This window comes from Pedobacter miscanthi (assembly GCF_032678605.1).
Taxonomy (GTDB): Bacteria; Bacteroidota; Bacteroidia; order Sphingobacteriales; family Sphingobacteriaceae; genus Pedobacter; species Pedobacter miscanthi_A.
Window position 1 is genome coordinate 134,540 of sequence record NZ_JAVTSU010000001.1, and the last position, 23,951, is coordinate 158,490.

The window sequence follows — 23,951 nt, forward strand, 5'->3', positions numbered from 1 at the left end:
TGTTTTTAAAGAATATTATGTTCAATAATTAACTATTTGCCAATTCCGAAACCAAAACCGGCATTAACCATACTGTATTTCGCCTGGGTATATGAACCGTAAAATTTAAAGAAACCGAACTTTAACTGAAAGCCTAAACTTGCTCTAATGCCATCAATATCGGTTTGTTTCACCGAAACCGGATCTACATAAGTTGCCGAGGTAGTTGCGCTTGTTGCAAAACGATAGGTACCTAAAGCCTTTAAATTGGTATTGGAAGTTTGATAACCTACACTTGCAAATGGTGTAAAAAATAGAATCTTTTTTGATACAATGGCATCAAAGTTTACACCATTAAATTTCGCATCAATACGCTGATCTGAATTTTCCACATTATCGATATTTAAAGGTAAAGTATATTTATACTGGGTAAAACCGCCTGCTATTGCAATGTCTACCGGAACAAGTTTTTCTGTGGTTGAACCCATAAATAAAGGCAAAAGTTCAACTTTGGCGCCAAAACCAATCATTGATAAACTGCCCAGGTCGCTGCCTAACTTTATTTTCGGCATTGCCCTTAAGGTAACATCAATATTTTTGGGTAAACCCAGGGTAGCCTGAATCTGGGCTGAAGGTACTACGTGGAAACCCACGCCCTGTGGCAGGTTGAAAAATTTACCTGTTGGGATCCCGTTGCTGGTGTAAATCTGCATCCTTGCGCCTTCCTGATCATTACCAAAGGCTGTTGGGCCAGTTGATGCCGTGCCCGCAGGTTTAATATTACTTAAGCCTAAAGTATTTACATCATAACTTCTGCCTGATTGCGGAACGAAAGCAGCGGAGGCCGATAACCTGACATCAAATTTCAAAAAACCTTTTGATTTGGCAGTATTCGACCATCCATCGGTTAAACCCAATCCTAAACCTTTGTATAAAGGATCAAAATAAGCATTAACCAATTTGGTTGCATCTGCAGGTCCGCCTACAAAAAGGCCGCCAACATCTTGCTGTGCGCTTGCTTTTTGCGCCATTACCAATAAAAATAAGGCTGCTAAAGCCTTTAAAGAGTAGTGTTTTTTCATATAAATGATTTAGGATGATTTGATTGTACTAAAGATAAGGCTGTTTTTTCGAAAACTGCAATCATTGAAAAATTCTTGAAGTTAAAAGTTTATTTTTGCATCATGGAAAATGTGGTCGAATTGCAGGAATCAGAGGAGCAGGAATTATATGAGCATTTAAAAATTATTGTCGATAAAGGGCAGTCTTTGCTGCGTATTGATAAATTTTTAATGGTTCGTGTAGAAAATGCCTCGCGAAACCGAATCCAGAATGCAATAGATGCCGGTAATGTATTGGTTAACCAAAAACAGATTAAAGCGAGCTATAAGGTTAAACCTTTTGATGAAATCTCGATTGTTTTGCCACATCCGCCACGCGATACAGAAGTTTATCCTGAAGATTTACCACTCGATATAATTTACGAGGATAGCGATCTTTTAATTGTGAATAAAGCTGCCGGAATGGTGGTGCATCCTGGCTTTAACAATTATACGGGAACCTTGGTTAATGCTTTGGCCTTTCACTTTGAGCAATTGCCTCAATTGCCGGGTAACGATGGCCGTCCGGGTTTGGTACACCGCATTGATAAGGATACTTCAGGTTTATTGCTGATCAGTAAAAATGAAAAATCGATTACCCATCTTGCCCGTCAGTTTTTTGATCACAGCATTACCCGTAAATACATTGCACTGGTTTGGGGTGATATCGAAAACGATGGCACCGTAACCGGTTACATTGGCAGAAGTGCAAAAGACCGCCGTGTAATGGATATTTATGATGATGAGGAAAAAGGAAAATGGTCGGTAACGCATTATAAAGTATTAAAGCGTTTGGGCTATGTAACTTTAATCAGCTGTGAGCTGGAAACCGGCCGTACGCACCAAATCAGGGCGCACATGCAGCATATCGGGCATCCGCTTTTTAATGATGCCATGTATGGCGGTGATAAAATTTTAAAAGGAACCACCTTCAATAAATACAAGCAGTTTGTAGATAATTGCTTTGAGTTATTGCCACGCCAGGCTTTACATGCGCAGAGTTTAGGTTTTATCCACCCTACCACAAAAGAATACGTGTATTTCGAATCGCCATTGCCGCCCGATTTTAAAGCGGGATTAACCAAATGGGAAAATTATATCGTTACATCATAAAATATGCTTCAGGAGTACCTCTTATTTAATGATGAATTTCAGGCGGCTGATGTTCCATTTTTAACCGCCGCCAACAGGAGCTTTAAATTTGGCGATGGATTGTTCGAAAGCATGCGTATGATCAATAATAAGCTTCAATTTGCCGATTTACATGCCGATAGGCTTGCAGCCGGAATGAAAGCACTTAAAATCGACGGTCATGCTTTAATGGACGATTATTTTCTGCGTCAAAAAACAGCCGATCTCGCCAAACGAAACAAATGGAACGGAAATGTCCGTTTCCGTCTTTCCGTTTACAGAGGAGGTGCTGGGGTATATACACCCGAAATTAACAAGGCAGATTATGTTTTGGAAGGCATTCCTTTAAAATCGTCTGCTTACGAACTCAACAGTAAAGGTTTGATCATAGATGTTTATGACGAAATAACCAAACCTGTAAATAAGTTATCTAACTTTAAAACAGCCAATGCATTGCTCTATGTAATGGCCGGAATTTTTAAAAGTCAGAACCGCTTAGATGAAGCGATGATCCTGAATCAACATGGTTTTCTTTGCGAAAGCATCAGCGCTAATGTATTTGTGGTGTATAACAAACAGATTTACACGCCATCGTTAGCCGAAGGTTGTGTAAGTGGCGTAATGCGTACCGCCATTATGCAGTTGTGCAAAATGAATGATCTGCCTTTAATCGAAGCACAGATTAATCCCGAAATTTTAAAGGAAGCCGAAGAGGTTTTTATCACCAATGCCACCCAGGGTATCCAATGGATAATGGGGTATGGCAGAAAACGCTATTTTAACGAGGTATCGAAGTTTTTGAATGAAAAATTGAATGCCATTTAGTTCATTGGTTCATTAGCCATTGGTTCATTTGTAGTTTGGTGCTTGGTTATGGCAGATTTCACTTCTTCGTCATTCCAACCGGAGCGCAGCGGAACGCTGGGTCTATTCCGTAGGAAGCACAGTTTAAAATCATTTTAATACTCATTTTTTTAAAAGCAATAACTGTGCTAGTCGGTTCCGGTTAGTCTCGCCCTTTGCTTAATCCCGATAGAAGGAATCGGGGATAACGCTGTTGGTCGGGTTTATTTAACTTTTAATAGGAGCACTTTTCATGCATTTTAAACCCGATCAAAGCCTATCGTGTGGACACATTTTTTTTAAATTTTTGTGGCGTTATGCTAGCTTGCTTTGAAATAACCCAGCCCTAACCGAAGAACTCCGTCAATCCCAAGTGGCGGAAGGATCAAAAAAACAGTTGCACAATAGGACAGCTTGCGCTACCAAACCTGAAACGCAGTGGTTTTGTGAAAATATCACTCAAACTTTCATTGAGCAGAAACGAGCAAAACAATTGCCGCTGTTTTTTTGATGAGCGTGGGATGGTGAGAAGCCACATTGCCAGTGCTAACACAGCGCTTTGGGTAATTGGCGCCCCAAAATGCGCAGCATTCTTGAACACCATTAAAAACAACATTAACTGTGAAAAACTACCTTGCCGCCGCGGCATAGCGCGGGAAAAGAATCTTTATAATTAATGGTGTCCACACGATAGGATCAATGCGGGATCAATTGGCAGAGGCGGGAGCAGGGCTACACTAACCTAAAAGCTACTGCAACTGCTTTCTAAAAGACAACCCTAATTGGTTGATTTACTCCAAACGCTTAACTCCAAACTCTATTACAACCTCATTCCCCTTAAAAAATCTTCGATCAGCATCCGTTTTTTACCTTCATACTGGATATCCAGAAGTTTAATAAAACCATCTTTAGCCGCAAATTTTAAATACGTTTTACCGTCGGTTAAAAAACCTCCGGCAGCAATACCTGGTTCTTTATCTTCAATTTCAGCTTTAAATACCTTTAAAGTTTTATCATTAAGTAGCGTAAAAGCGGTTGGGTAAGGGCTTAAACCCCGGATTAAATTATGGATCTGCTGTGCCGGATTGTTCCAGTCGATTTTACAGTCTTCCTTAAAAATCTTGGGAGCATGTTTTAATTCGCCGCTTTGTGGCTGCGGTTGTTCATTTACTTCGCCTGCTTCAATGGCGTGAAGGGTTTTAACCAGTAAATTGGCACCAACAACCATTAATTTGTCGTGCAGATCACCTGCTGTTTCATCGTCTGCAATGGCAACACTGTCGCTCAGGATAATATCGCCTGTATCAATTTCTTCTTTCAGAAAAAAGGTGGTTACACCACTTTCTTTCTCTCCGTTTATAATGGCATGGTTAATCGGCGCTGCACCGCGGTACTGCGGCAATAATGAACCATGTAAATTAATGGTTCCTTTAACAGGCATATTCCAAACCACTACAGGCAACATCCTGAAAGCAACCACCACCTGCAAATCGGCCTGGTATGATCTTAACTCCTCAATAAATTCAGGATTTTTTAATTTCTCGGGCTGTAAAACTGGAATCCTTTTTTCTACAGCATATTTTTTTACAGCACTTTCGTTCAGTTTCTGGCCGCGGCCAGCAGGTTTGTCAGGTGCGGTAACTACCGCAACAACATCAAAATTGGCTTGAAATAAAGCATCTAAAGAGGCAACAGCAAAATCGGGCGTACCCATAAAAACTATTTTCATAAAGAAAGTGTTGTGTTTCTAAAAATAACGTGGATACCCGCGTTAAAGTTTTGCAAAATAACTAAAAATAAACCCATACTTACAGGCAAAAAATGATACAAGGCAAAGATGTTGTAAAAGCGAATGGATTGGTGTATGTAACCGACGGCATGCCTGGGATTTACCGCAAAGGCAAACCGGGTAAATTTTATTACGAAGATAAGGATGGTCATAAAATAAAGGAAGAAAAACACCTCGATAGAATTAAAACACTGGTTATTCCACCTGCATGGCAAAATGTATGGATCGCCAGTAAACCCAATGCCTATTTACAGGTTACCGGGATTGATGCCGCCGGAAGAAAACAATATAAGTACCACGCAAAATGGACGAGCCGACGATCGGAAGATAAATATTTCCGTTTACTGGAATTTGGAAAAGCCCTGCCCAATGCAAGGAAAAACCTCGAAAAAGACCTTCGCAGGAAAGATTTTGATGAACGGAAAGTTTTGGCCATCTCCGTTGATGTACTCCAGAAAACATTGATCCGCGTAGGGAACGAAAGTTATAAACAGCTTTATGGTTCATTTGGGCTCACAACCCTACGTGATAAGCATGTAAAAATCGATGGGAGCAAAATTACCATGGACTTTAGAGGTAAAAAAGGTGTTCAGCAGAAAGTAGAACTAAATGATAGATCGCTGGCGAAACTGGTTAAAAAATGCAGGGATATTCCCGGGCAGGAATTGTTTCAGTTTTACACCCATGGAAAGGAGCATAAAAGCATCGATTCGGGCAAAATAAACGCTTACATTAAAGAAATCACCGGCGACGATTTTACCGCAAAAGATTTCAGAACCTGGGGCGGGACTTTGGAAGCTTTGCGTCAGTTTTCTAAATGCAGTGCCGATGAGCGTTTTAATTTAAATTCTAAAAAAGCCATTGTTACCGTATTGGATTGTGTGGCAAAAAAACTCGGAAATACCCGGGCTGTTTGTAAAAGTTCTTATGTATATCCGCTATTGCTTACCGCTTATGAAAATGATGCGCTGGGTAAATACATGAAAAAAATGAACAACAATAAAGTAACCGGCAAATTGGGCTTAGCACACGATGAGAAAGTTTTATTGTCGTTTTTAAAGGCGAATAGTAAGTAATAACAACTCGTCATTTCGACTGTAGTGTAACGGAATGGAGAAATCTACCCCAAGGCGGGTCTCTCCACTTCGCTATGCTCCGGTCGAGACGACCGCTTGTAAGTTTTGCATCAGTTATAATGACGATGCTACAAATTACTCCTTCGGTGCTTTTTTTATTGGATGCACAGGCTGTTCTTCCTCCTCACGCTGCTTAGCCGGATTATTGGTTTTTGGTGCTTTATTTGGTGTGCTGTCGTTTTCTTTCCTTACCGTTTTATGGTCAACAGGTTCCCTGCCCTTAGGTACTTCTTCCTGATAATTACTTCCGGGTTTATCGCTTTTAACTTTTGGACCGCTCATGCTTATAATGATTGAATTTTGAATGATTGAATTTTTAATGAGAATAATCTCTATTCACTTATGTAATAACAAATCACAATCTGTTAAGTTTGGAAATTATCTTCTAAAGCAGAGTTCCGCCATTTACGCATTCAAAATTCATTAATTCACTCACTCCTTCTCACATTCAATCATTAATTATAAAGTAAATATTTTTTACGCATGGTTTTATAGGCACTTAATCCCGGTTCCCAGCTCGCCCTGATTTCGGCTTCACTTTTTCCGTCAATTACCTGCTGCCTAAAATCGGCTACACCAACCAGTCTTTCTATTGTACCCATTTCTTTGCTCAGTTTGGTGTTGAAAAAATCTTCTTTCCTTGGCGAAGCCTTATAAAGTTCAATTAACCAGCTGATATTAACCTGTCTTGATTTAACCAGTTTCGCCGTATCATAATTTCTCAAATCTAAACCATAACAAACCTGATCCTGGAATAGTGGAGTTTCAGACATGCCTTTTATACTTTTCGGTGTAAAGCTGAAATCGAATTTTCCTTTCAGGTAAGGTGCTCCAACAATGGTAAAAGGAAACATGGTGCCACGGCCGTGGTTTAAATAAGTACCCTCAAATAAACAGGTAGATGGGTAAAGTAAAATAGATTGTTGCGTGTTGAGGTTTGGAGAAGGCTTAACGGGCAAAGTATATTCCATATCGTGGTTGTAACCGGCGTTTTTAATAATGGTGATTTTACATTTCACCTTATCTTTTAACCAGCCCTCGCCATTTAACATTTGTGCATATTCTCCAATGGTTAAACCATGGGCAATCGGAATGGGTTGTACACCAATACCCGATTTAAATTTAGGGTCTAAAATGGGCCCGTCGATTAAATAACCGTTCGGGTTTGGCCGATCTAAAATCAATAAAGGTTTATTATTTGCCGCACAGGCTTCCATCACATGTTGGAGTGTGTTAATGTAAGTGTAAAAACGTACGCCCACATCCTGTATATCGAAAACCATGAGATCAATATCGGCCAGGTCTTCAGCAGTAGGGGTGCTGTGTTTGCCATAAAGCGAAATGGCTTTTATGCCCGTTTTGGTATCCACATCATCGTTAACCGTAACACCGGCACTTGCGTTGCCCCTAAAACCATGCTCAGGACCAAATATCTTCTGAATTTTAACACCAAGTTTTAACAAGCTATCAACAGCGGTTTGCGCACCGATAACTGAAGTAGGGTTAACCACCATACCCACCCGTTTTCCTTTTAATAATGGCAGGTATTTTTCCGTTTGTTCTGCGCCTGTTTTTAATGCAGATGGCAGTTTGGGCGTCCTGATCATCAGCTTTCTGTTTTCCAGATTTTTCCCTTTTCCAATTTCCTGTTCAAGTGGTTTTGGTTGTCCACAGGCCGATAAGGCAATTAAGCCCGTTAAAGCAAGGCAGATATATTTTTTCATTTTCTTATTATTCTAATCTTCCGGTAATGACAACAAAACAATTTGCCCGCTATTTTGATTTATGCTATTGGTATTTGCCTGTTGTAAGTTGATTCCTGATGTTTAAAGTTGCTTATTTATTTCCGAAAATGCCATTTTTTAAAAGGAATTGAGCATTTTTGTTACTTAACAATTGATTAAATTGAATTTCGAATATTTCATAGCAGGGCGGATAGCCATTAAATCTGAGCGTACCTTTTCAAAACTGATTGTCCGCATTGCAATTGCAGGCGTGATGCTGAGTCTGGCTGTTATGATTCTCTCCATTGCCATTATTAAAGGCTTTAAAACCGAAATCCAGGATAAAGTGAGGGGTTATCTGGGTGATGTACAGATTACGCGTTACGATCTGAACAATTCTTTTGAGCATTCGCCTTTTGTATTGGATGCCGCAACACAAAAGATGCTCAAAAACAACCGTGATATTGAATTTTATTATCCTTTTGCAACAAAACCAGCCATTCTTTCGGCCAATAGCGAAATTGAAGGCATTAATTTCAAAGGGGTTGATAAAAATTATAAGTGGGATTATATCAAGCAACATATCATCAGTGGTACGATCATCGATTTTGCCGACAGTACGGCTGCCATGCAGGAATTGTTGATCTCTAATTATACCGCTAATCGATTAAAACTTAAAACGGGTGACGATTTTATCATGTATTTTGTACAGAATCAGCTGCGTCCGCGGAAATTTAAAATCGTTGGTATTTACGATATTGGGGTAGAAGATATTGATAAAGGTTTTGTTTTAGGTAACCTGAATATCATCAAACGTTTAAACAACTGGCAACCTAATGAAATTGGTGGCATCGAAATCAGGATTAAGGATTTTAATAAACTTAAACCCGTTGCCGATAACATATACGAGCGTCTTCCCCGTAATTTACGTTCTTATTCTATTGAAGAAAACTTTCCGAATATTTTTACCTGGCTGGGTTTACTTGATGTAAATACAAATGTAATCCTCAGTTTGATGCTGATTGTTGGCGTAATTAACATGGTTACTGCTTTGCTGATTATGATTCTGGAACGCACGAACATGATCGGGATGCTAAAATCTTTTGGCGCCAGCAACTGGAGTATCATGAAGATTTTTCTTTACAATTCTGCTTATCTGATTGGGATTGGCCTGTTGCTCGGTAATATTTTAGGTTTAGGACTTGGTTTCCTGCAACAATCCACGCATATTTTCAAACTTAACCAGGCTTCATACTTTTTGGCTTATGCACCTATCGAATTTCATTTTATAGATGTTTTATCTATTAACGTAATTACAGTGGTGGTATGTTTAACCGTTTTAATCATTCCTTCGCTATTAATCAGCAAGGTTTCGCCGTTAAAAGCCATCAGGTTTAAGTAGTAAATTAAAAAACTTGGGTCACCGGACAGATCAAAACCCGATGCCCAAGCAAACCTAAACCTAAGCTCTTATGATCAAATTTCCAATTTCGTGTTAATCGGCTCTTTTTAAAATATATTCGTAAGTCAATGTAGCGTAAGAAGTAGCCGGAGAAGGATCTGTTATAGGCTTAGATCTTCTTTTTAAAGTTAAATCTACACCGCTGCTTCTAATATCATACTCACCGTTTAAAATCCTGTTCCAGTCAAAATCGGCTGTCCAAACGCCTTCAGCTGCGAAATTACCAATGCCATTTTGTAAAGTATAAGTCCCTTTTACTGCCGAAGGCTTTAAATTCCCACTGGCGCTAAAGTTAAACGTACCCTCTTTTAAAGAAATGGAAATAGGCGTAATTTCGGGCACCGATTTAACACTGTTGGTTACCACCAGTACGCCTGTATAATTACCATCTGTAATTACATCAACTGTGGTTGGTTTTTTACAGCTGAAAGAAAGGCATATTACAAATAAGAGGATATGGACTGGAGCTTTCATATCCCTTAAACGGAACTCAAAATAAAAACGCTACAATTACATCGAGATCCAGTCCGTTTCTTTTACGCTTGGGATAAATTCGGTGCGTGGTTCGAGGTTTAGATAAGGATAGGTAACCTTAGAAAGGTATAAGCCTGTTGGGTGTGCAGGCAATGATAGTTTGGATGGCTTTAAAGTGATCAGTTCACTCTCAAATTCATCGATACCGAGGTCTCCTTTACCAACCATTAACATTTTACCCATAATAATGCGGATCATTTTGCCTAAAAAGCGGTTACTGGCAATATGAAACCTAAACCGGTTGCCTTTAGGATTTATAAATAAACCGGCTTCCATTACATTACAGATGGTATGCTCATATTTATCTGGATGTGTGCAAAAGGCCCTGTAATCTTTATACTGAGGTAAAAGTTTTACAACAGCTCTCATTTTATCAAAATCGAGGTTGTTTAACTGATAAAAGGAACTCTGTGTACTTAAAAAGGGATCTTTATAGGTGTGTACAAAATAATCGTATTTCCGCTGTACGGCATCGAACCGTGCATGGGGCTTTCCTTCCATTTTAATAATGTCGAATACCGCAATGTTATAGGGCAAAGCTTTGTTCAGGATGTAGAGTAGGTCGAAATCAATTTCTTTTTCAATATCTGCATGGAAAAAAAACTGACTTGCATGTACATGTGCATCTGTGCGTCCACAACCGTTAATGGCAATTGGCGATTTTAAGATTTTAGAAAGTGTTTGCTCAATAACTTCCTGAACGCTTTTAACCCCGGGTTGTTTTTGCCAGCCGCTGTAGTATTGACCTTGATATGCAATATGGAAGAAGTATCTCATTATTTCGGTGCAATTTTACGGAAATTTTAGCAGCAGGAATATTAAAAGCTATTTTTGTACCGTAAATTTTGATTATGGATTTAATAAACTGTCCCTGCGGAAGCGGAATGGCCTTTCAGCTTTGTTGCCAGCCTTATCATTTAGGTGTGAAAACTGCACCAACTGCTGAAGCATTAATGCGGTCGCGGTATTCGGCTTTTGTGGTGGCCGATGCCGGTTATCTTTACGAAACTACCCATAGCAGTAAAAGGAAGAATCACGCTAAAAGCGCTTATTTAAACAGCGCAAAAAATACCAAATGGCTAAAACTCGAAATTATTTTTTCGGCTTTTGATGTGGTGAAGTTTAAAGCCTATTATTTGAACAAAAAGTTTGAGACAGAGGTGCTGCACGAAAAATCTAATTTCAGGTTAGAAGATGGTAAGTGGTATTACGTGGACGGGGAATTTTATTTATAACAAAAACTCAGTTACATTATCAGGTGTAATTACTTTGGTTTCCACATTTTTATAGGCGTCTAAGAATGTTTTTGGAAATTTCGTATTAACTTTTGGATTCCATTTAATTTCATAAGCACTCATTAATCCGTTTCTTTCTTCGATATAATCTATTTCCTGCTGTGCATGTGTGCGCCAAAAAAACTGATTGCAGTTAATTTGCTTATAGGCCATAAATTTAACCCGCTCACTAATGACAAAATTTTCCCAAAGCGCCCCAATATCCTGTCTTAATACCGCCGGACTAAATTGATTAATGACCGCGTTTCTGATCCCGTTATCGTAAAAATAGATTTTTCGACTTTTCTTCAGCTCATTTCTTAGGTTTCTACTTAAAGATCCCAGTCTGAATACAATAAATGCTTTTTCAAGCAGATCGATATATTTTTCAGTTGTTTGATTATCCAAACCTGCTAATTGGCCCAGTTCGTTGTATGATACCTCATTGCCAACCTGAAAAGCTAAAGCCTGTATTAATCTCTCCATCTTATCAGGTTTTTGTATTTTCTCCCAGGTTAAGATATCTTTATATAGGTAACTATCTGATAATTGTTTTAGCCGTATTTCTTCTCCGCCAGGGTTGTTTACAATTTCTGGATAGTAGCCATACACCAGGCGATGGTGTAATAATCTTTTTTCGGTAAGTAAGCCATGTTCTTCTACCATTTCTCCAAACGAAAATGGGAACAGGTTGTACTCCCATTTCCTGCCGGTAAGTGGTTCATTGATATGGTTGGCTAACTCAAAAGCTGATGAGCCTGTAGCGATTACCTTTACATCTTTAAGCTGATCAATAATTAATTTGATAGACAGACCGATATTATCAATTCTTTGCGCTTCGTCTATTACGAGTGTTTTTGATTTCCCCAATAGAGCACGTAACGATGTAGAAGTGGTGTTGCTCAATATTGTTCTAATATCTGCATCATCACCATTCCACCACATAACCGGTTTGGTAAATTTAGGAGACAATTGTTGCAAGAGCGTACTTTTTCCAACTTGCCTTGGACCTAAAAGGATGATTGCCTTTTCATCTTTCAGGTGTTTTTCAATAGAATTGGATATCGCTCTTAAAATCATAATCGCAAATTTAATATAAATTTTGCGAATAGAATCGCAAAATTTATATTAAATTTGCGATTTTACTCCTTTTAGCTATAATTTCTTTGCTTCATTCCAATATACATCCATTTCAGCAAGCGTCATATCGGCAAGGGCTTTCCCGTTTTCTTTTGCTTTATTTTCGAGGTACTGGAAACGTTTGATGAATTTCTTATTGGTTTTTTCTAAAGCATTTTCGGGATTGATATTGATGAACCGTGCATAATTAATCAGCGAGAAAAGTACATCGCCAAATTCTGATTCGGCTTTTTCTATATCGATAGCGGTATTATCCGTAACATTAAACTCAGCTTTAAATTCCTGCAGTTCTTCCTCTACTTTTTCCCAAACCTGGTTTTTATCTTCCCAATCGAAACCTACACCGCGGGCCTTTTCCTGTATGCGTGCGGCCTTAACCAAGGCAGGCAGCGAAGAAGGGACGCCGGCCAGTACCGATTTATTGCCTTCTTTCAGTTTAATCTGCTCCCAGTTGCGTTTTACATCTTCCTCGTTCTGCACTTCTACATCACCATAAATATGCGGATGGCGATTTACCAGTTTGTCGCAAACTCCATTTAACACATCGGTAATGTTAAAATCGTTGGTTTCCGAAGCTATCCTCGAATAAAACACCAGGTGCATCATTACATCTCCAAGTTCCTTTTTAATTTCATCCAAATCACCTTCTAAAATGGCATCACTTAACTCATAAGTTTCTTCTATGGTTAAGTGGCGGAGGGTTTCCATGGTCTGTTTTTTATCCCAGGGGCATTGGGTGCGCAGCGTATCTAAAACGGTAAGTAAACGCGTAAACGCATCGGCAGGGTTATTTGCAGTGGCAGGAATCGGGTTGTTTGGCATGTTATGTTATTGAGGTAAATTATCGGACGCTAAAATACCAAACCCAGGCGATTAAGAAAAGCTGAAAAGGTATCCTGAACCATAAATATTTTGGTCCTGGCCCGGGTTTATATAAATCTTCGTAATTAATCCGGTGTTTTGCCGCATAAATATTAGCCGGTAAAATGGCGATGTAAAAGATGATTAAAGCGATTCCTGTATAATACCGTGTACTTTCTATGCCTAAACCTATGGCAAATAAAATTTCCAGTACTCCTGTAAAAATCACAATTTCTACCTTTTTAGGAATAAATAATGGAATCATTGCCGCCATACTGGTTTTAAACTTAAAATGCCCTATAGCAGTAAAAAGTAACATCACGCCCATGGCAATATTGCCGGCAAAAATATTCCCCTTATCAAATGTAGTATGACCACCAAAAGCCAATAGCGCCACATATACAAAGAGCAATACAAATAAAGGTTTCATGAATTATTTTATCAGATTAAATGCAATTAGAATGGTTGCTATGAACAATATCACCAAACCCGACAAAAAAATAAAATCTGCTGTTTTTTCTAACCGCTGGCTCGAAGTTTTTGTCTTCCGCATGGCGATAAAGGATAAAATACAACTGGTCATAAAAAACATCACAGCCGCTACGGCAAACTCATCAATTAAAGAACCATCTGTTAGTGCCAGCTTTTTTAGAGAGGTAAGGACAATAAAGCAGATTCCCAACAGGTTTGCAGAAGTGCTTAAAATATGTGGCGATCTGTTTTCGGCCATTTTAATCTTTTTCCTCTAATTTAATCTTTTTAGTGATCCGGTAAACACGTTTCTTTTTATCTGGCTTATGCTCTTCGCCCATTAAAATGCCCCATGGCTTAAGGTTATCAACCCGGTCGAAGATAATTTTTAACATGGCCAGGTAAGGAATGCATAAAAACATACCCGAAATTCCCCAGATCATTTCACCAACCACAATGCCGATAAAGGCAAATAAAGCATTTATTTTTACTTTCGAGCCTACTACTAGTGGCATCAACAGGTTTCCATCTACCGCGTGTACTCCTACAAAAGCAATTAAAACCAATAATACTTTACCCGCACCCGCCGTTGCGAAAGTGATTAAACAACTTACCAACAGCGCAAAGAAGATCCCCAAATAAGGCACAACGTTAAATATTCCTGCCACTAAACCTAATAATACCGAATATTTTACGCCTAAAAGGCTCAATACGGTGATCATCAGAACGGTAACAATTAACATTTGCAAGAATAAACCGATGATATATTTTTTAATAATGTATTGGATCTGACTTACAATTTCGGTTACTTTTTCTTTATGCTCTTCCCTAAAAACTGAAGTTAAAAAGGTAAACAACACCCTGCGGTAATTTAAAATGAAGAAAGTAAACAATAAGGTAAAGCCTAAAAACAAAAGAGTAGAGGATAGGGTGGCCAGGGTTGTAGCAACTATTGCAGCGCTGGTTGCCAGCGCTTTTTCGGTGCTGTCATTTAAATAATCGAGCTGTTTTTGCGAGTTTACACCAAAAGTATGCGAAATCCATTTTTGGAGCTCGTGGTACGAAACATTTGCTTTTTCTTTTAATAAAGGCCAGTCTGCCCATAAATCGCTCAGTTGATTGCCAAAAAAGTAAATAATGCCTCCTATTACCGCAATCATCAAAATTACGGAAACCAAGGTGGATAAACCTCTTTTAAATTTTAACCGGCGTTCTAAAAAATTGCCCACGGGTAGCAATAAAATAGCCATTAAAAAAGAGAAAAGTAAGGGGGCCAGCAATGACTGACCTAAAATGGCAATGTAGGTTAAACTTATTAAACAGAAAAGAACCAGTGCCAGTTTGGGTAGAAATGATAGTTTGTCTTTCATATATTTTAAATCCTGTTTAATACAAAATGCCCGAGTAATTGTTTCATTAATCGGGCATTTAAATATAAGGGATTATTTTTTAATAGATACTTGCTTTGTCTAAAAGTGAAATATCTTCCGCTGATAAATTTAGATTCGCGGCCTCTGTAAATGATTTTAGCTGGCTCAAATCGGTAACACTTGCAATTGGTGCCGTAATTGATGGATGATGAATTAACCAGGCCAACGCAACTGAGGCAGTTTCTAAATGGTGTTTATCTGCAACCTGATCTAATGCTTCTAAAATCCTGAAACCACGCTCGTTCAGAAATTTTTTAACGCCCCCGCCGCGCTGACTTTTTTTCAAGTCATCTTCGCTGCGGTATTTTCCGGTTAAAAAGCCACTGGCTAAAGAATAATAGGTAACTACACCCAAACCATGCTCTAAACATATTTTTTCGTGTTCCTGCTCAAATCCTTCACGGTCGTAAAGGTTATATCCCGGTTGATAAACCTCATAACGTGGAAGGCTGTGTTCGCTTGAACTAAGTAGCGATTCTTTTAATCGATCGGCAGAAAAATTCGAAGCACCAATCCAGCGCACTTTTCCGGCTTTAATCAATGTTTCGTAAGCACTTAAGGTTTCTTCAACCGGAGTGCTTTCATCATCAAAATGCGAAAAATAAAGATCGATATAATCGGTTTGTAAACGCGATAAAGAATGTTCCACTTCATTAATGATGTAATCTTTTCTTAGCGATTTGCCCTGGCCCATATCTGAACCTACTTTTGTGGCAATCATTATATCGTGGCGTTTGTTCTGTTTTTTTAGCCAGTTGCCAATAATTGTTTCCGATTCGCGGCCTTTATTTCCCGGTACCCAACGCGAATACACATCGGCAGTATCGATAAAGTTGAATCCACTTTCTATAAATTGATCTAGTATCTTAAATGATTTTTGCTCGTCTATTGTCCAGCCTAAAACGTTTCCTCCAAATACAATGGGCGCAATATTTAAATCGGTTTTTCCTAGGGTTCTTTTTTCCATGATACGGTTGTTAATGTTATGTTAACAAATTTATGTTGGAGTGGTTTTGGATGGTGGTCTGATTTATGTAAAGATGTTATCGTTTTTTAACCACAGAGAACACAGAGAAAGGGCACGGAGGGCATGGAGTTGGGAGTATATGCGTTTTAACCACGAAGGTACGAAGACACAAAGGGAGGTTTTTGCAATTTTATCTTCGGACCTCGGACGCGGGACCTCGGACTATTTAACCACGAAGGCACGAAGACACAAAGGGAGGTTTTTGCAATTTTATCTTCGGACCTCGGACCTCCGACCTTTTAACCTTCTACCTTAATAGCCCTAAGCATTTCCCTTTTTCCTGGTGCGCCAGGTAATTTTTCGATGGCAAATCCACAGGCTTTAACTGCTCTTTTCAGTTTTCCGGTAATGGCATAGGTAACAAAAGTTCCGCCGGGTTTTAAGAAACTGCAGGCATGTGCTATAATTTCGTCGCTCCACATTTCGGGCTGGTGCTGAACAGAAAAGGCATCGTAATAAATAACATCAAACTTTTGGTCGGTTTGGTATTCGGCCAAAGTAGTATGCGGAATTTCTAAGGTACAAAGTGAAGTTAATTTTTGAGTTGCTTTTAAGGCATCGGGATAATTGGTGATAAAATTGGACCATATCTCCGCTGGAACGTAAGTTGAATAACCGGTTTGCTCAATTACTTCACTGGTAAGCGGAAAAGCTTCTATACTGGTGTAATTAAGGTTAATGTTGTTTTGTTCACAATACTCGAAGCTTAAAATAAAATTTAATCCGGTTCCAAAACCAACTTCCAAAATGGAAATTTCTGATTGATCAACTGAAGCAAATTTTAAACCTGCATCAATAAATACGTGTTTACTTTCTTGTAGTGCGCCATGTTTACTATGGTAATGTTCGCCTATGGTTTCGTTATAAAGTGTATTCGAACCATCGGCAGTAGGGGTGATAATATTCATGGGCTGGGATTTTATTAATTTTTCAAGATCATGCTGCAAATATAGGAACAGGATTGGTAGTATTTTAAATAGGATTGATAAGATTTCAGGATCATGTTTTATCTCGATATTTTTATCTTGATACTTGTGTGCCGGTACTTGCGCTTTAGTGTTTATCCTTTTACCTTTGGTCTTTAAGCTTTCACCTTACATTAAACCCTAAAATGGATATCGAATCTTTCAGAGCATATTGTTTGAGTTTGCCAGGTACTACCGAAGGTATGAAATGGGAGCATTTGTGTTTCATGATAGAGGAAAAAATCTATGTCATTATCGCTATTGATGAAGGAAACAGTTTTTCTATCAAATGTAATCCTGAAGAATTTGATGAGCTTGCCGCAAGAGATGGTATTGCCCAGGCTTATCACATGGCTAAAAGACAATGGATTCAGGTTGAAAATTTAGATGTACTAACCGATAAGGAGCTGAAAAATAGGGTGTCCGATTCTAGGGCAATGGTTTTAGCCAAACTGCCTAAGAAAACACAGGCAAAGTACATGTAGATTTTTACACCAATTTCTTTAATGCCATGATGTAGCCAATGTGCATGCCTTCATGAAAAGGAACGAAATTTATGGCATCAGCTATTGAATTTAATTTCATGCCGTAACGTTTGTCCCAGGGATCGAACTGTACAAAAATGTCGCTTGCATAATCAGCTGCCAAACGGTCCATGCTATTTAACAATACCTCAAAAATCGAATCAATTTCTTCTTTTCTGATAAACTGATCTGGTTTTGTTCCGCTTAAAAAAGGAGTGAAATGTTTTTCCTCTACGGTTACTTCAAGGCCTGATCTTACATAACACATGTTTTGTTGTGCAGCGGTTAAATGGGCAATGTTCCAGATGATGTTATTGTTAAAACCTTCAGGAATCTTATTTAACTGTTCGGTGCTTAAATCTTTTACAAGCGCTAAAATGAAAGTTCTGGTGTTTTTGATCTGGGTGATGATGGCTAATGTATCCGGCATTTAAATTATTGTTTCGGCGCTTGCTTTTTTACTTCCTCCTCGTTTTTAAACTCTTTCGATTTCATGATATTGAATTTGTACATATCTTCAGTGTTAACCAGTTTTCGGGTACATTTTTCAATATCGGTACCTTCCTGCCATAAATATGGGCGAAAACTATAAGTTTTGCTTCCATCTAAATTGCCGATAAACTGGCTCCAGGAGGCCCAGCGCAGGCCCTTGTAAAATTTAGAAAGATCGCTGTCGAAACAGAAAACAAGAAACTCGCCATAACCGGCACCCAACGGCTGCCAGGTAAGGCTGTTGGGTTCAAGGTAGTATACATTTTTTATGTCTTTGCCCAAACCGCCATAATTAATGGCAAAGAAACCGCCAACAGCATCATCAGCAATTAATAAATAGGGCATATTATCGCCATATTCTTCAAGTGTTTTTCCTTTATTCCACTCTGCAATATTACGGTTCAGTTTTTCGCTGCCTGAACCTAAAATCCTGATCCAGCCATTATCTACTAAAATGCCACCAGTATTATAAATTACTGATCCTAAAGTAGCATAAGTCGTCATTTGTGCGTTATATAATACTTCTTTAGCTTTTGCAGAGTCTACAGGTAACACTTCAACCTTGTTTTTGGCAGAATCGATCCATTTTTTTACCAAAGGCCATGCCGGATCGGTTTTGTTGATTAACGCGTCAAGACTGATTAATTTATTTTCCTGAGCAAAACCTGTTAAAGAAAATAAAGTTAAACCCAGGATAGAAAATGTTTTAAGTACACTGTTCATGAAAGGATGCTTATGTTTTTTCAAAGATAGAACGATATTTAAGAATTGCCGAAAGGAGTTAAATTAATTTTTTGATTTGAGAGACATATTGAACTTAGTTTAAGTGTTGGTTCGTGGAGACACGAACCACGGCGCGTAAATATTAATTGGTGGAGACACGAACCAAGGCACGGGTAAATTGAAATGTCAGATGGTAACACCTGACATCACGGACCACACTAACAAAAAAAAACGTCCCGAAAATAATCGGGACGCTTGCAATATAGGGGTGATATAAAAAAATGATTTAAAACGATCGAGGGGAAAAAACCTTAAGCCCCCCACCTTTTAACCTTCTACCTTAATCCTACCACATTCTAATTCTATCCTCTGGTTTTTTATATAGTTTATCACCAGGTTTAACATCAAATGCATTGTACCAGGCATCCATATTTACAGGCGCACCAATGGTACGGTATGGGCCCGGAGAGTGTGGGTCGGTTTTAATTAACTGAGCAGCACTTTCTGGTAAAATATTACCTCTCCAAACCTGTGCCCAGGCTAAGAAGAAACGCTGATCTGGTGTAAAACCGTCAATTTTCTCGTTGCTTTGGCCTTGTTTAGTCATTTTAAAAGCTGTGTAAGCTGCATTTAATCCGCCTAAATCGCCAATGTTTTCGCCCATAGTTAGCTTACCGATTACATGTACAGTGTCTAATACAGTATAAGAATCGAACTGTTCGCCCAAAGCTTTGGTTTTAGTATCAAATTTAGCCTTGTCTTCTGCTGTCCACCAGTTTTTTAAGTTACCGGCTGCATCGTACTGACTTCCGCTATCATCGAAACCATGGCTCATTTCGTGACCGATTACAGCACCAATACCACCATAATTAACGGCATCATCCGCGTTTGGATCGAAGAAAGGGAATTGTAAAATCCCGGCCGGGAAAACAATTTCGTTTAAAGTTGGACTGTAATATGCATTAACCGTTGGAGGTGTCATACCAAAACGTTTACGGTCAACCGGTTTACCCAATTGATCAACCATTTCGTTATAACCCCAAACACTTGAATTGCGTAGGTTTTGGAAATAAGTGCCTTTATTAATGGTTAAGCCATCATAGTTTTTCCATTTTTCAGGATAACCCACTTTCGGCGTAAACGCATGTAATTTAGCTAAAGCTTTTTGTTTGGTTTCAGGGCTCATCCATTCTAAACCATTAATTCTGATTTCGAAAGCCTTACGCAGGTTCACAATCATCTGGTTCATACGCTCCTTAGCCTCTGGTTTGAAATATTTAGCCACATACAGCTGACCAAGCAATTCGCCAATGGTGCCATCAGTTAACGATGACATGCGTTGCCAGCGTGGTGTTTGCACTTTCTGACCGGTTTGCGCCTGTGTGAAAGCAAAACTAGCCTTAACAAAAGGAGAACTTAAACTTGATGCCGAGCCTTTTAAAATGTTCCACTCCAAATAAGTTTTCCAGTCTTCAACCGGAACCGATTTCAACATGCCATCCAAACTTGCCATAAATTTAGGCGAAGAAACCAAAACGGTATCCTGGTTTTTAATTTTGAATTTAGGCAGATAAGTTGTCCAGTTAATATCCGGGGTTTTTTTGTTCAGCTCTGCAACAGTAAGTTTGTTGTAGGTGGCGTAAGGATCACGCATTTCTAAACGGCTCATCTGTGCTTCTGCAAACTGTTTTTCAATTTTGTAAACCGTTGCTGCTTTTTGCTTCGCCTCTTCAGGAGCGCTTCCTGTTAAGGTAAACAGCGTAACCATATAGGTATTGTATGCTTCGCGGATTTTAACACTGCGGGCATCATCTTTTAAATAATAATCACGGTCGGGTAGGGTTGTGCCGCCCTGACCAATGTTTACCATATATTTATTTACGTTTTTACGATCCTGGCCAACACCTAAACCGAACATTCCGCCACCTAAACCATTGGTTCTCATGTAAGCTACCTGATCTAAAACACCCGGAATATCTTTGATTTGCTTTACTTTCGCCAAATCGGCTTTTATTGGTGTGTAACCCAGTTTCTCGATGGTTACGCTATCCATAGCAGCGGTGTAAAAATCGCCAACCCTGCGCTTTACAGCGCCTGCAGGAGCAGATTTATCAGCTGCGGCATCTTCAACCAAAGATTTTACCGCATTGATATTGAAATCGCGAAGTTCGTTAAACGAGCCCCAACGGGTTTCTTTAGCAGGAACAGGATTGTTTTTTACCCAGGTACCACTGGCGTAGGTGTAGAAATCATCGCCTGGCTTTACGGATAAATCCATGTTGGCAGGATCGATAAAATTTTTTGTTTGTGCGTTTGCAGAAAAGCCAGCAGCAACTATACCCAGTGCCGCAAAATATCTTTTCAAATTTTGGTATTTCATTCGCTTAATAAGTTAGTATTATGGTGCGAAATTTATGAAATACAAATCAATACTGAAACAATATATTAATAATATTACTTGTTAAACCAGTAGTAGATTTTTGCTAAGCCGAGCCGCCTGATAAGTTCGGATGCTGAGAATGGAATTTTAATAGATTTCATAATTTTAAATCTTTTATACACTATTAACATTTTTTAACAAATTTTATTGTGCGCTTGTAAAAATTATTGCTATTAAGAATGATTCGGGATAAAGCGTTTTATTTTCCATAAATTTGAAACACCAATCCAAAGCTCGCAGGTTTTCAAAACCTACTAGGTTTAGTGATAGCAGGTAAAATGATGTTTTAGTATATAATATAATGAGTCACTCCCACGATAAAGAAGATAGCTGTTGCAGTAGCAAAGCACATGCTGCACCAAAACATAATCACGATCATAGCCATTCGCATGATGAGGGCGATGATCACGACCACGATCATGGCGGCGATCCATCTGCATTTAAAACTTATTTACCAGCTGTAGTAACGCTGGCCATGCTGCTAATCGGGATAGCTTTTGATAATCTCTTTAATGTACCTGCATTTCAAATCATCAGGCCATATTGGTATATCGTGGCTTACTTGCCTGTGGGTATTCCGGTGCTGCGCGAAGTTTGGGAAACCTTTAAGGCAAAAGATTTTTTTACCGAGTTTTCCTTAATGTCCATTGCCACCATCGGCGCTTTTGGCATCGGTCAATATCCTGAAGGTGTAACCGTGATGCTATTTTATACCATCGGCGAGTTGTTCCAGATGGCGGCTGTAAACAGGGCAAAAGGAAACATTAAAGCTTTGCTCGATGTGCGTGCCGATGTTGCACATGTACTTCGCAATGGAAAATATGAGGATGTTAAGCCCGATAAAGTTGAAATTGGCGAAACCATTCAGGTTAAAGCCGGCGAGAAAATTCCTTTGGATGGAGAATTGATTAGCGATAAAAGCAGTTTTAATACGGCAGCACTAACAGGTGAGAGTAAGCCACGTACAATTAATAAAGGCGAACCGATTTTAGCCGGGATGCTTAACCTGGATAAAGTAATCGAAGTAAAAGTAACCAAAGCTTTTGCTGATAGTGCCTTATCACGCATATTGGAAATGGTTCAGAATGCCACTACACGCAAAGCCAAAACAGAACTTTTTATCCGCAAATTTGCAAAGGTTTACACGCCAATTGTTTTCTTTTTGGCTTTGGCGCTGGTTACTATTCCTATTTTGGTTTTGGGCAGCGAATATCACTTCCAAACCTGGTTATACCGCTCGTTGGTTTTCCTGGTAATTTCATGTCCCTGTGCGTTGGTTATTTCTATCCCATTAGGATATTTCGGCGGAATTGGTGCTGCATCTGCAAATGGTATTTTATTTAAAGGCTCTAATTTTCTCGATCTGATTACTAAACTGAATACGGTGGTAATGGATAAAACGGGTACCTTAACCAAAGGTGTTTTTAAAGTGCAGAAAGTAGAAAGCAGCATTGATGAAAAGGAATTTTTGAACCTGTTAACTGCTGTTGAAGCAAAATCGACACACCCGATTGCCAAAGCTATTGTTGAGTATGCCGGTGATAAGGAAATCCATCCTGCAGAAAATATTGAGGAAATTGCCGGAATGGGTTTAAAAGGAACCGTAAATAGCAAAGTGGTTTTGGCCGGTAATGTTAAACTGCTTGAGAAATTTAATATAGATTTTGATGCCAAAATAAAAGATATTGAAGAAAGTATAGTTGTGGTAGCGGTCGACCAGCAATATGCAGGTTATGTTTTAATTGCTGACGAGGTGAAAGAAGATGCTGCAGAAGCCATTAAACAACTGCACGAAAATGGAATAAAACAGGTGGTGATGCTGAGCGGCGATAAATCAACCATTGTTAAAAAAGTAGCTGCAGGTTTAGGCATTGATACTTATTATGGCGATTTACTGCCCGAAGATAAAGTAGCCAAACTAGAAGAAATTAAAACGGACAAAACTAAAGTGGTTGCTTTTGTTGGCGATGGGATTAACGATACTCCGGTTTTAGCAATCAGCGATATCGGCATAGCCATGGGGGCAATGGGAAGTGATGCCGCCATTGAAACGGCAGATGTGGTTATCCAGACTGATCAACCTTCAAAAATTGCGACTGCCATTAAAATTGGTAGGGCTACCAAAAATGTGGTAATCCAGAATATTGTATTAGCCTTTGCGGTAAAAGCATTGGTTTTAATTTTAGGTGCAGGCGGTATTGCCACCATGTGGGAAGCTGTTTTTGCAGATGTTGGTGTGGCGCTTTTGGCTATTTTAAACGCAGTAAGGATACAGAAAATGAAGTTTTAGTAAGCTCTTCTTTTATATAAACCACTTCTTTTAGCATTCAGATAGTTAAAAAATTGTTTTAAACCTTAATGTCTTTAACTTCCTAATGATAAATAAGATATGTTAAAAAATAGAAAAAATGGATTGCTGTAAAAATTAGTATATTAGTTTATGTCTAAACCTGTTTAATACCCAGTTTTAAATGATGATGAGCCTGTTGAGCAGTTTAATGAGCCTGATGTATCATTAACTTATAGTTATGCAAATTACCTAAATTGGCTTTTGCCCGAAAGAGTAGAACTAATTAAAGGTAAAATCTTTAAAATGAGCCCTGCACCATCAACTGTGCATCAGCAAATCACGGGCAATATCTATCGTAAATTAGGTAACTTTCTTGACAAACAACCATGTAAGGTTTTATAGCGCCATTTGATGTCCGTTTTTCAAAAGGAAAGTAAAAATGACAGTTAGTATTAAAGCAATAGTTTAAAGGCGCACAAAGCCATGTATAAAACCTGATTGAAGTGTATGAGCCCGCAATCCCGATTCTTTACCGATAAATCGGCACTAAATTAGCATCGGGAGAGGACTTGTAACGGAAAGCAGTACTAACTTTAAAATGAAATGTTGCACCTGC

24 protein-coding genes are annotated in these 23,951 nt (G+C 38.9%); 9 read left to right on the forward strand and 15 right to left on the reverse strand.

Translation table 11 applies throughout. The features are described from left to right. Positions 1–32: 32 nt before the first annotated feature. Positions 33–1,061, reverse strand: coding sequence for a DUF6588 family protein (locus R2R28_RS00470; protein WP_316823738.1), 1,029 nt, complete (start codon positions 1,059–1,061; stop codon positions 33–35). 102 nt (positions 1,062–1,163) lie between these two features. Here R2R28_RS00470 and R2R28_RS00475 point away from each other — a divergent pair, with 102 nt between their 5' ends. Then, positions 1,164–2,192 (forward strand): RluA family pseudouridine synthase, encoded by a 1,029-nt coding sequence (locus R2R28_RS00475; protein ID WP_316823739.1) that lies wholly within the window; start codon positions 1,164–1,166, stop codon positions 2,190–2,192. 3 nt (positions 2,193–2,195) lie between these two features. Then, positions 2,196–3,035, forward strand: a complete 840-nt coding sequence (locus R2R28_RS00480; RefSeq protein ID WP_316823740.1) for an aminotransferase class IV — start codon at positions 2,196–2,198, stop codon at positions 3,033–3,035. Positions 3,036–3,873: 838 nt separating this feature from the next. On the opposite strand, the gene fmt is transcribed toward R2R28_RS00480, so the two are convergent. Then, positions 3,874–4,782 (reverse strand): methionyl-tRNA formyltransferase, encoded by a 909-nt coding sequence (gene fmt, locus R2R28_RS00485; RefSeq protein ID WP_316823741.1) that lies wholly within the window; start codon positions 4,780–4,782, stop codon positions 3,874–3,876. 92 nt (positions 4,783–4,874) lie between these two features. On the opposite strand from fmt, the gene R2R28_RS00490 reads away from it, so the two are divergent. Continuing rightward, on the forward strand, positions 4,875–5,918 hold the full coding sequence (locus R2R28_RS00490; RefSeq protein WP_316823742.1) for a DNA topoisomerase IB: 1,044 nt from the start codon (positions 4,875–4,877) through the stop codon (positions 5,916–5,918). Between the two features lie 135 nt (positions 5,919–6,053). On the opposite strand, the gene R2R28_RS00495 is transcribed toward R2R28_RS00490, so the two are convergent. Together R2R28_RS00495 and R2R28_RS00500 are read right to left on the reverse strand one after the other, a co-directional pair. Continuing rightward, positions 6,054–6,260, reverse strand: coding sequence for a hypothetical protein (locus R2R28_RS00495; protein ID WP_316823743.1), 207 nt, complete (start codon positions 6,258–6,260; stop codon positions 6,054–6,056). Positions 6,261–6,433: 173 nt separating this feature from the next. Further along, positions 6,434–7,585 carry a DUF1343 domain-containing protein gene (locus tag R2R28_RS00500; RefSeq protein WP_316824174.1) on the reverse strand — a complete coding sequence of 384 codons (1,152 nt, stop codon included), beginning with the start codon at positions 7,583–7,585 and terminating at the stop codon, positions 6,434–6,436. A gap of 298 nt (positions 7,586–7,883) precedes the next feature. Here R2R28_RS00500 and R2R28_RS00505 point away from each other — a divergent pair, with 298 nt between their 5' ends. After that, positions 7,884–9,104: an ABC transporter permease gene (locus R2R28_RS00505; protein ID WP_316823744.1), complete on the forward strand. Its 1,221-nt coding sequence runs from the start codon at positions 7,884–7,886 to the stop codon at positions 9,102–9,104. A 93-nt stretch (positions 9,105–9,197) separates the two neighbouring features. On the opposite strand, the gene R2R28_RS00510 is transcribed toward R2R28_RS00505, so the two are convergent. Together R2R28_RS00510 and R2R28_RS00515 are read right to left on the reverse strand one after the other, a co-directional pair. Then, positions 9,198–9,638: a hypothetical protein gene (locus tag R2R28_RS00510; protein ID WP_316823745.1), complete on the reverse strand. Its 441-nt coding sequence runs from the start codon at positions 9,636–9,638 to the stop codon at positions 9,198–9,200. Positions 9,639–9,674: 36 nt separating this feature from the next. Continuing rightward, positions 9,675–10,475: a tRNA pseudouridine synthase A gene (locus R2R28_RS00515; protein WP_316823746.1), complete on the reverse strand. Its 801-nt coding sequence runs from the start codon at positions 10,473–10,475 to the stop codon at positions 9,675–9,677. A 74-nt stretch (positions 10,476–10,549) separates the two neighbouring features. On the opposite strand from R2R28_RS00515, the gene R2R28_RS00520 reads away from it, so the two are divergent. Next, positions 10,550–10,933, forward strand: coding sequence for a YchJ family protein (locus R2R28_RS00520; protein WP_316823747.1), 384 nt, complete (start codon positions 10,550–10,552; stop codon positions 10,931–10,933). Here the strand turns inward: R2R28_RS00520 and R2R28_RS00525 are convergent. From R2R28_RS00525 to R2R28_RS00535, 3 genes are all read right to left on the reverse strand, one after another. After that, a complete protein-coding gene (locus R2R28_RS00525) occupies positions 10,928–12,052 on the reverse strand; it encodes an ATP-binding protein (protein WP_316823748.1) in 1,125 nt (374 codons plus the stop codon). The two genes, R2R28_RS00520 and R2R28_RS00525, sit on opposite strands and share 6 nt — an antisense overlap. A gap of 75 nt (positions 12,053–12,127) precedes the next feature. Further along, positions 12,128–12,934, reverse strand: coding sequence for a nucleoside triphosphate pyrophosphohydrolase (gene mazG, locus R2R28_RS00530; RefSeq protein WP_316823749.1), 807 nt, complete (start codon positions 12,932–12,934; stop codon positions 12,128–12,130). A 19-nt stretch (positions 12,935–12,953) separates the two neighbouring features. Beyond that, positions 12,954–13,403: a hypothetical protein gene (locus tag R2R28_RS00535; protein WP_316823750.1), complete on the reverse strand. Its 450-nt coding sequence runs from the start codon at positions 13,401–13,403 to the stop codon at positions 12,954–12,956. Between R2R28_RS00535 and R2R28_RS00540 the strand changes: the two genes are divergently transcribed. Beyond that, positions 13,402–13,722, forward strand: a complete 321-nt coding sequence (locus R2R28_RS00540; protein WP_316823751.1) for a hypothetical protein — start codon at positions 13,402–13,404, stop codon at positions 13,720–13,722. The genes R2R28_RS00535 and R2R28_RS00540 overlap by 2 nt on opposite strands. Here R2R28_RS00540 and R2R28_RS00545 read toward each other — a convergent pair. The 3 genes from R2R28_RS00545 to mnmD form a co-directional block, all read right to left on the reverse strand. Continuing rightward, positions 13,705–14,814: an AI-2E family transporter gene (locus R2R28_RS00545; RefSeq protein ID WP_316823752.1), complete on the reverse strand. Its 1,110-nt coding sequence runs from the start codon at positions 14,812–14,814 to the stop codon at positions 13,705–13,707. The genes R2R28_RS00540 and R2R28_RS00545 overlap by 18 nt on opposite strands. A 79-nt stretch (positions 14,815–14,893) precedes the next feature. Then, positions 14,894–15,841 (reverse strand): aldo/keto reductase, encoded by a 948-nt coding sequence (locus R2R28_RS00550; RefSeq protein WP_316823753.1) that lies wholly within the window; start codon positions 15,839–15,841, stop codon positions 14,894–14,896. Between the two features lie 299 nt (positions 15,842–16,140). Beyond that, entirely contained in the window at positions 16,141–16,809 is a 669-nt protein-coding gene (gene mnmD, locus R2R28_RS00555; protein ID WP_316823754.1) for a tRNA (5-methylaminomethyl-2-thiouridine)(34)-methyltransferase MnmD, read from the reverse strand. Between the two features lie 203 nt (positions 16,810–17,012). On the opposite strand from mnmD, the gene R2R28_RS00560 reads away from it, so the two are divergent. Beyond that, positions 17,013–17,351 (forward strand): MmcQ/YjbR family DNA-binding protein, encoded by a 339-nt coding sequence (locus R2R28_RS00560; protein WP_316823755.1) that lies wholly within the window; start codon positions 17,013–17,015, stop codon positions 17,349–17,351. A 4-nt stretch (positions 17,352–17,355) separates the two neighbouring features. Here the strand turns inward: R2R28_RS00560 and R2R28_RS00565 are convergent, their stop codons facing one another. The 3 genes from R2R28_RS00565 to R2R28_RS00575 all read right to left on the reverse strand — a co-directional run bounded on the left by R2R28_RS00565 (position 17,356) and on the right by R2R28_RS00575 (position 20,985). Continuing rightward, a complete protein-coding gene (locus R2R28_RS00565; RefSeq protein ID WP_316823756.1) occupies positions 17,356–17,820 on the reverse strand; it encodes a DinB family protein in 465 nt (154 codons plus the stop codon). Positions 17,821–17,825: 5 nt separating this feature from the next. Next, positions 17,826–18,605 (reverse strand): DUF2625 family protein, encoded by a 780-nt coding sequence (locus tag R2R28_RS00570; RefSeq protein ID WP_316823757.1) that lies wholly within the window; start codon positions 18,603–18,605, stop codon positions 17,826–17,828. A 346-nt stretch (positions 18,606–18,951) separates the two neighbouring features. Further along, complete coding sequence (locus R2R28_RS00575) at positions 18,952–20,985, reverse strand: M13 family metallopeptidase (protein WP_316823758.1); 2,034 nt, start codon at positions 20,983–20,985, stop codon at positions 18,952–18,954. 361 nt (positions 20,986–21,346) lie between these two features. On the opposite strand from R2R28_RS00575, the gene R2R28_RS00580 reads away from it, so the two are divergent. After that, positions 21,347–23,335 (forward strand): heavy metal translocating P-type ATPase, encoded by a 1,989-nt coding sequence (locus R2R28_RS00580; protein ID WP_410479153.1) that lies wholly within the window; start codon positions 21,347–21,349, stop codon positions 23,333–23,335. A 303-nt stretch (positions 23,336–23,638) separates the two neighbouring features. Beyond that, complete coding sequence (locus R2R28_RS00585) at positions 23,639–23,737, forward strand: hypothetical protein (protein ID WP_410479154.1); 99 nt, start codon at positions 23,639–23,641, stop codon at positions 23,735–23,737. Positions 23,738–23,951 lie beyond the last annotated feature (214 nt).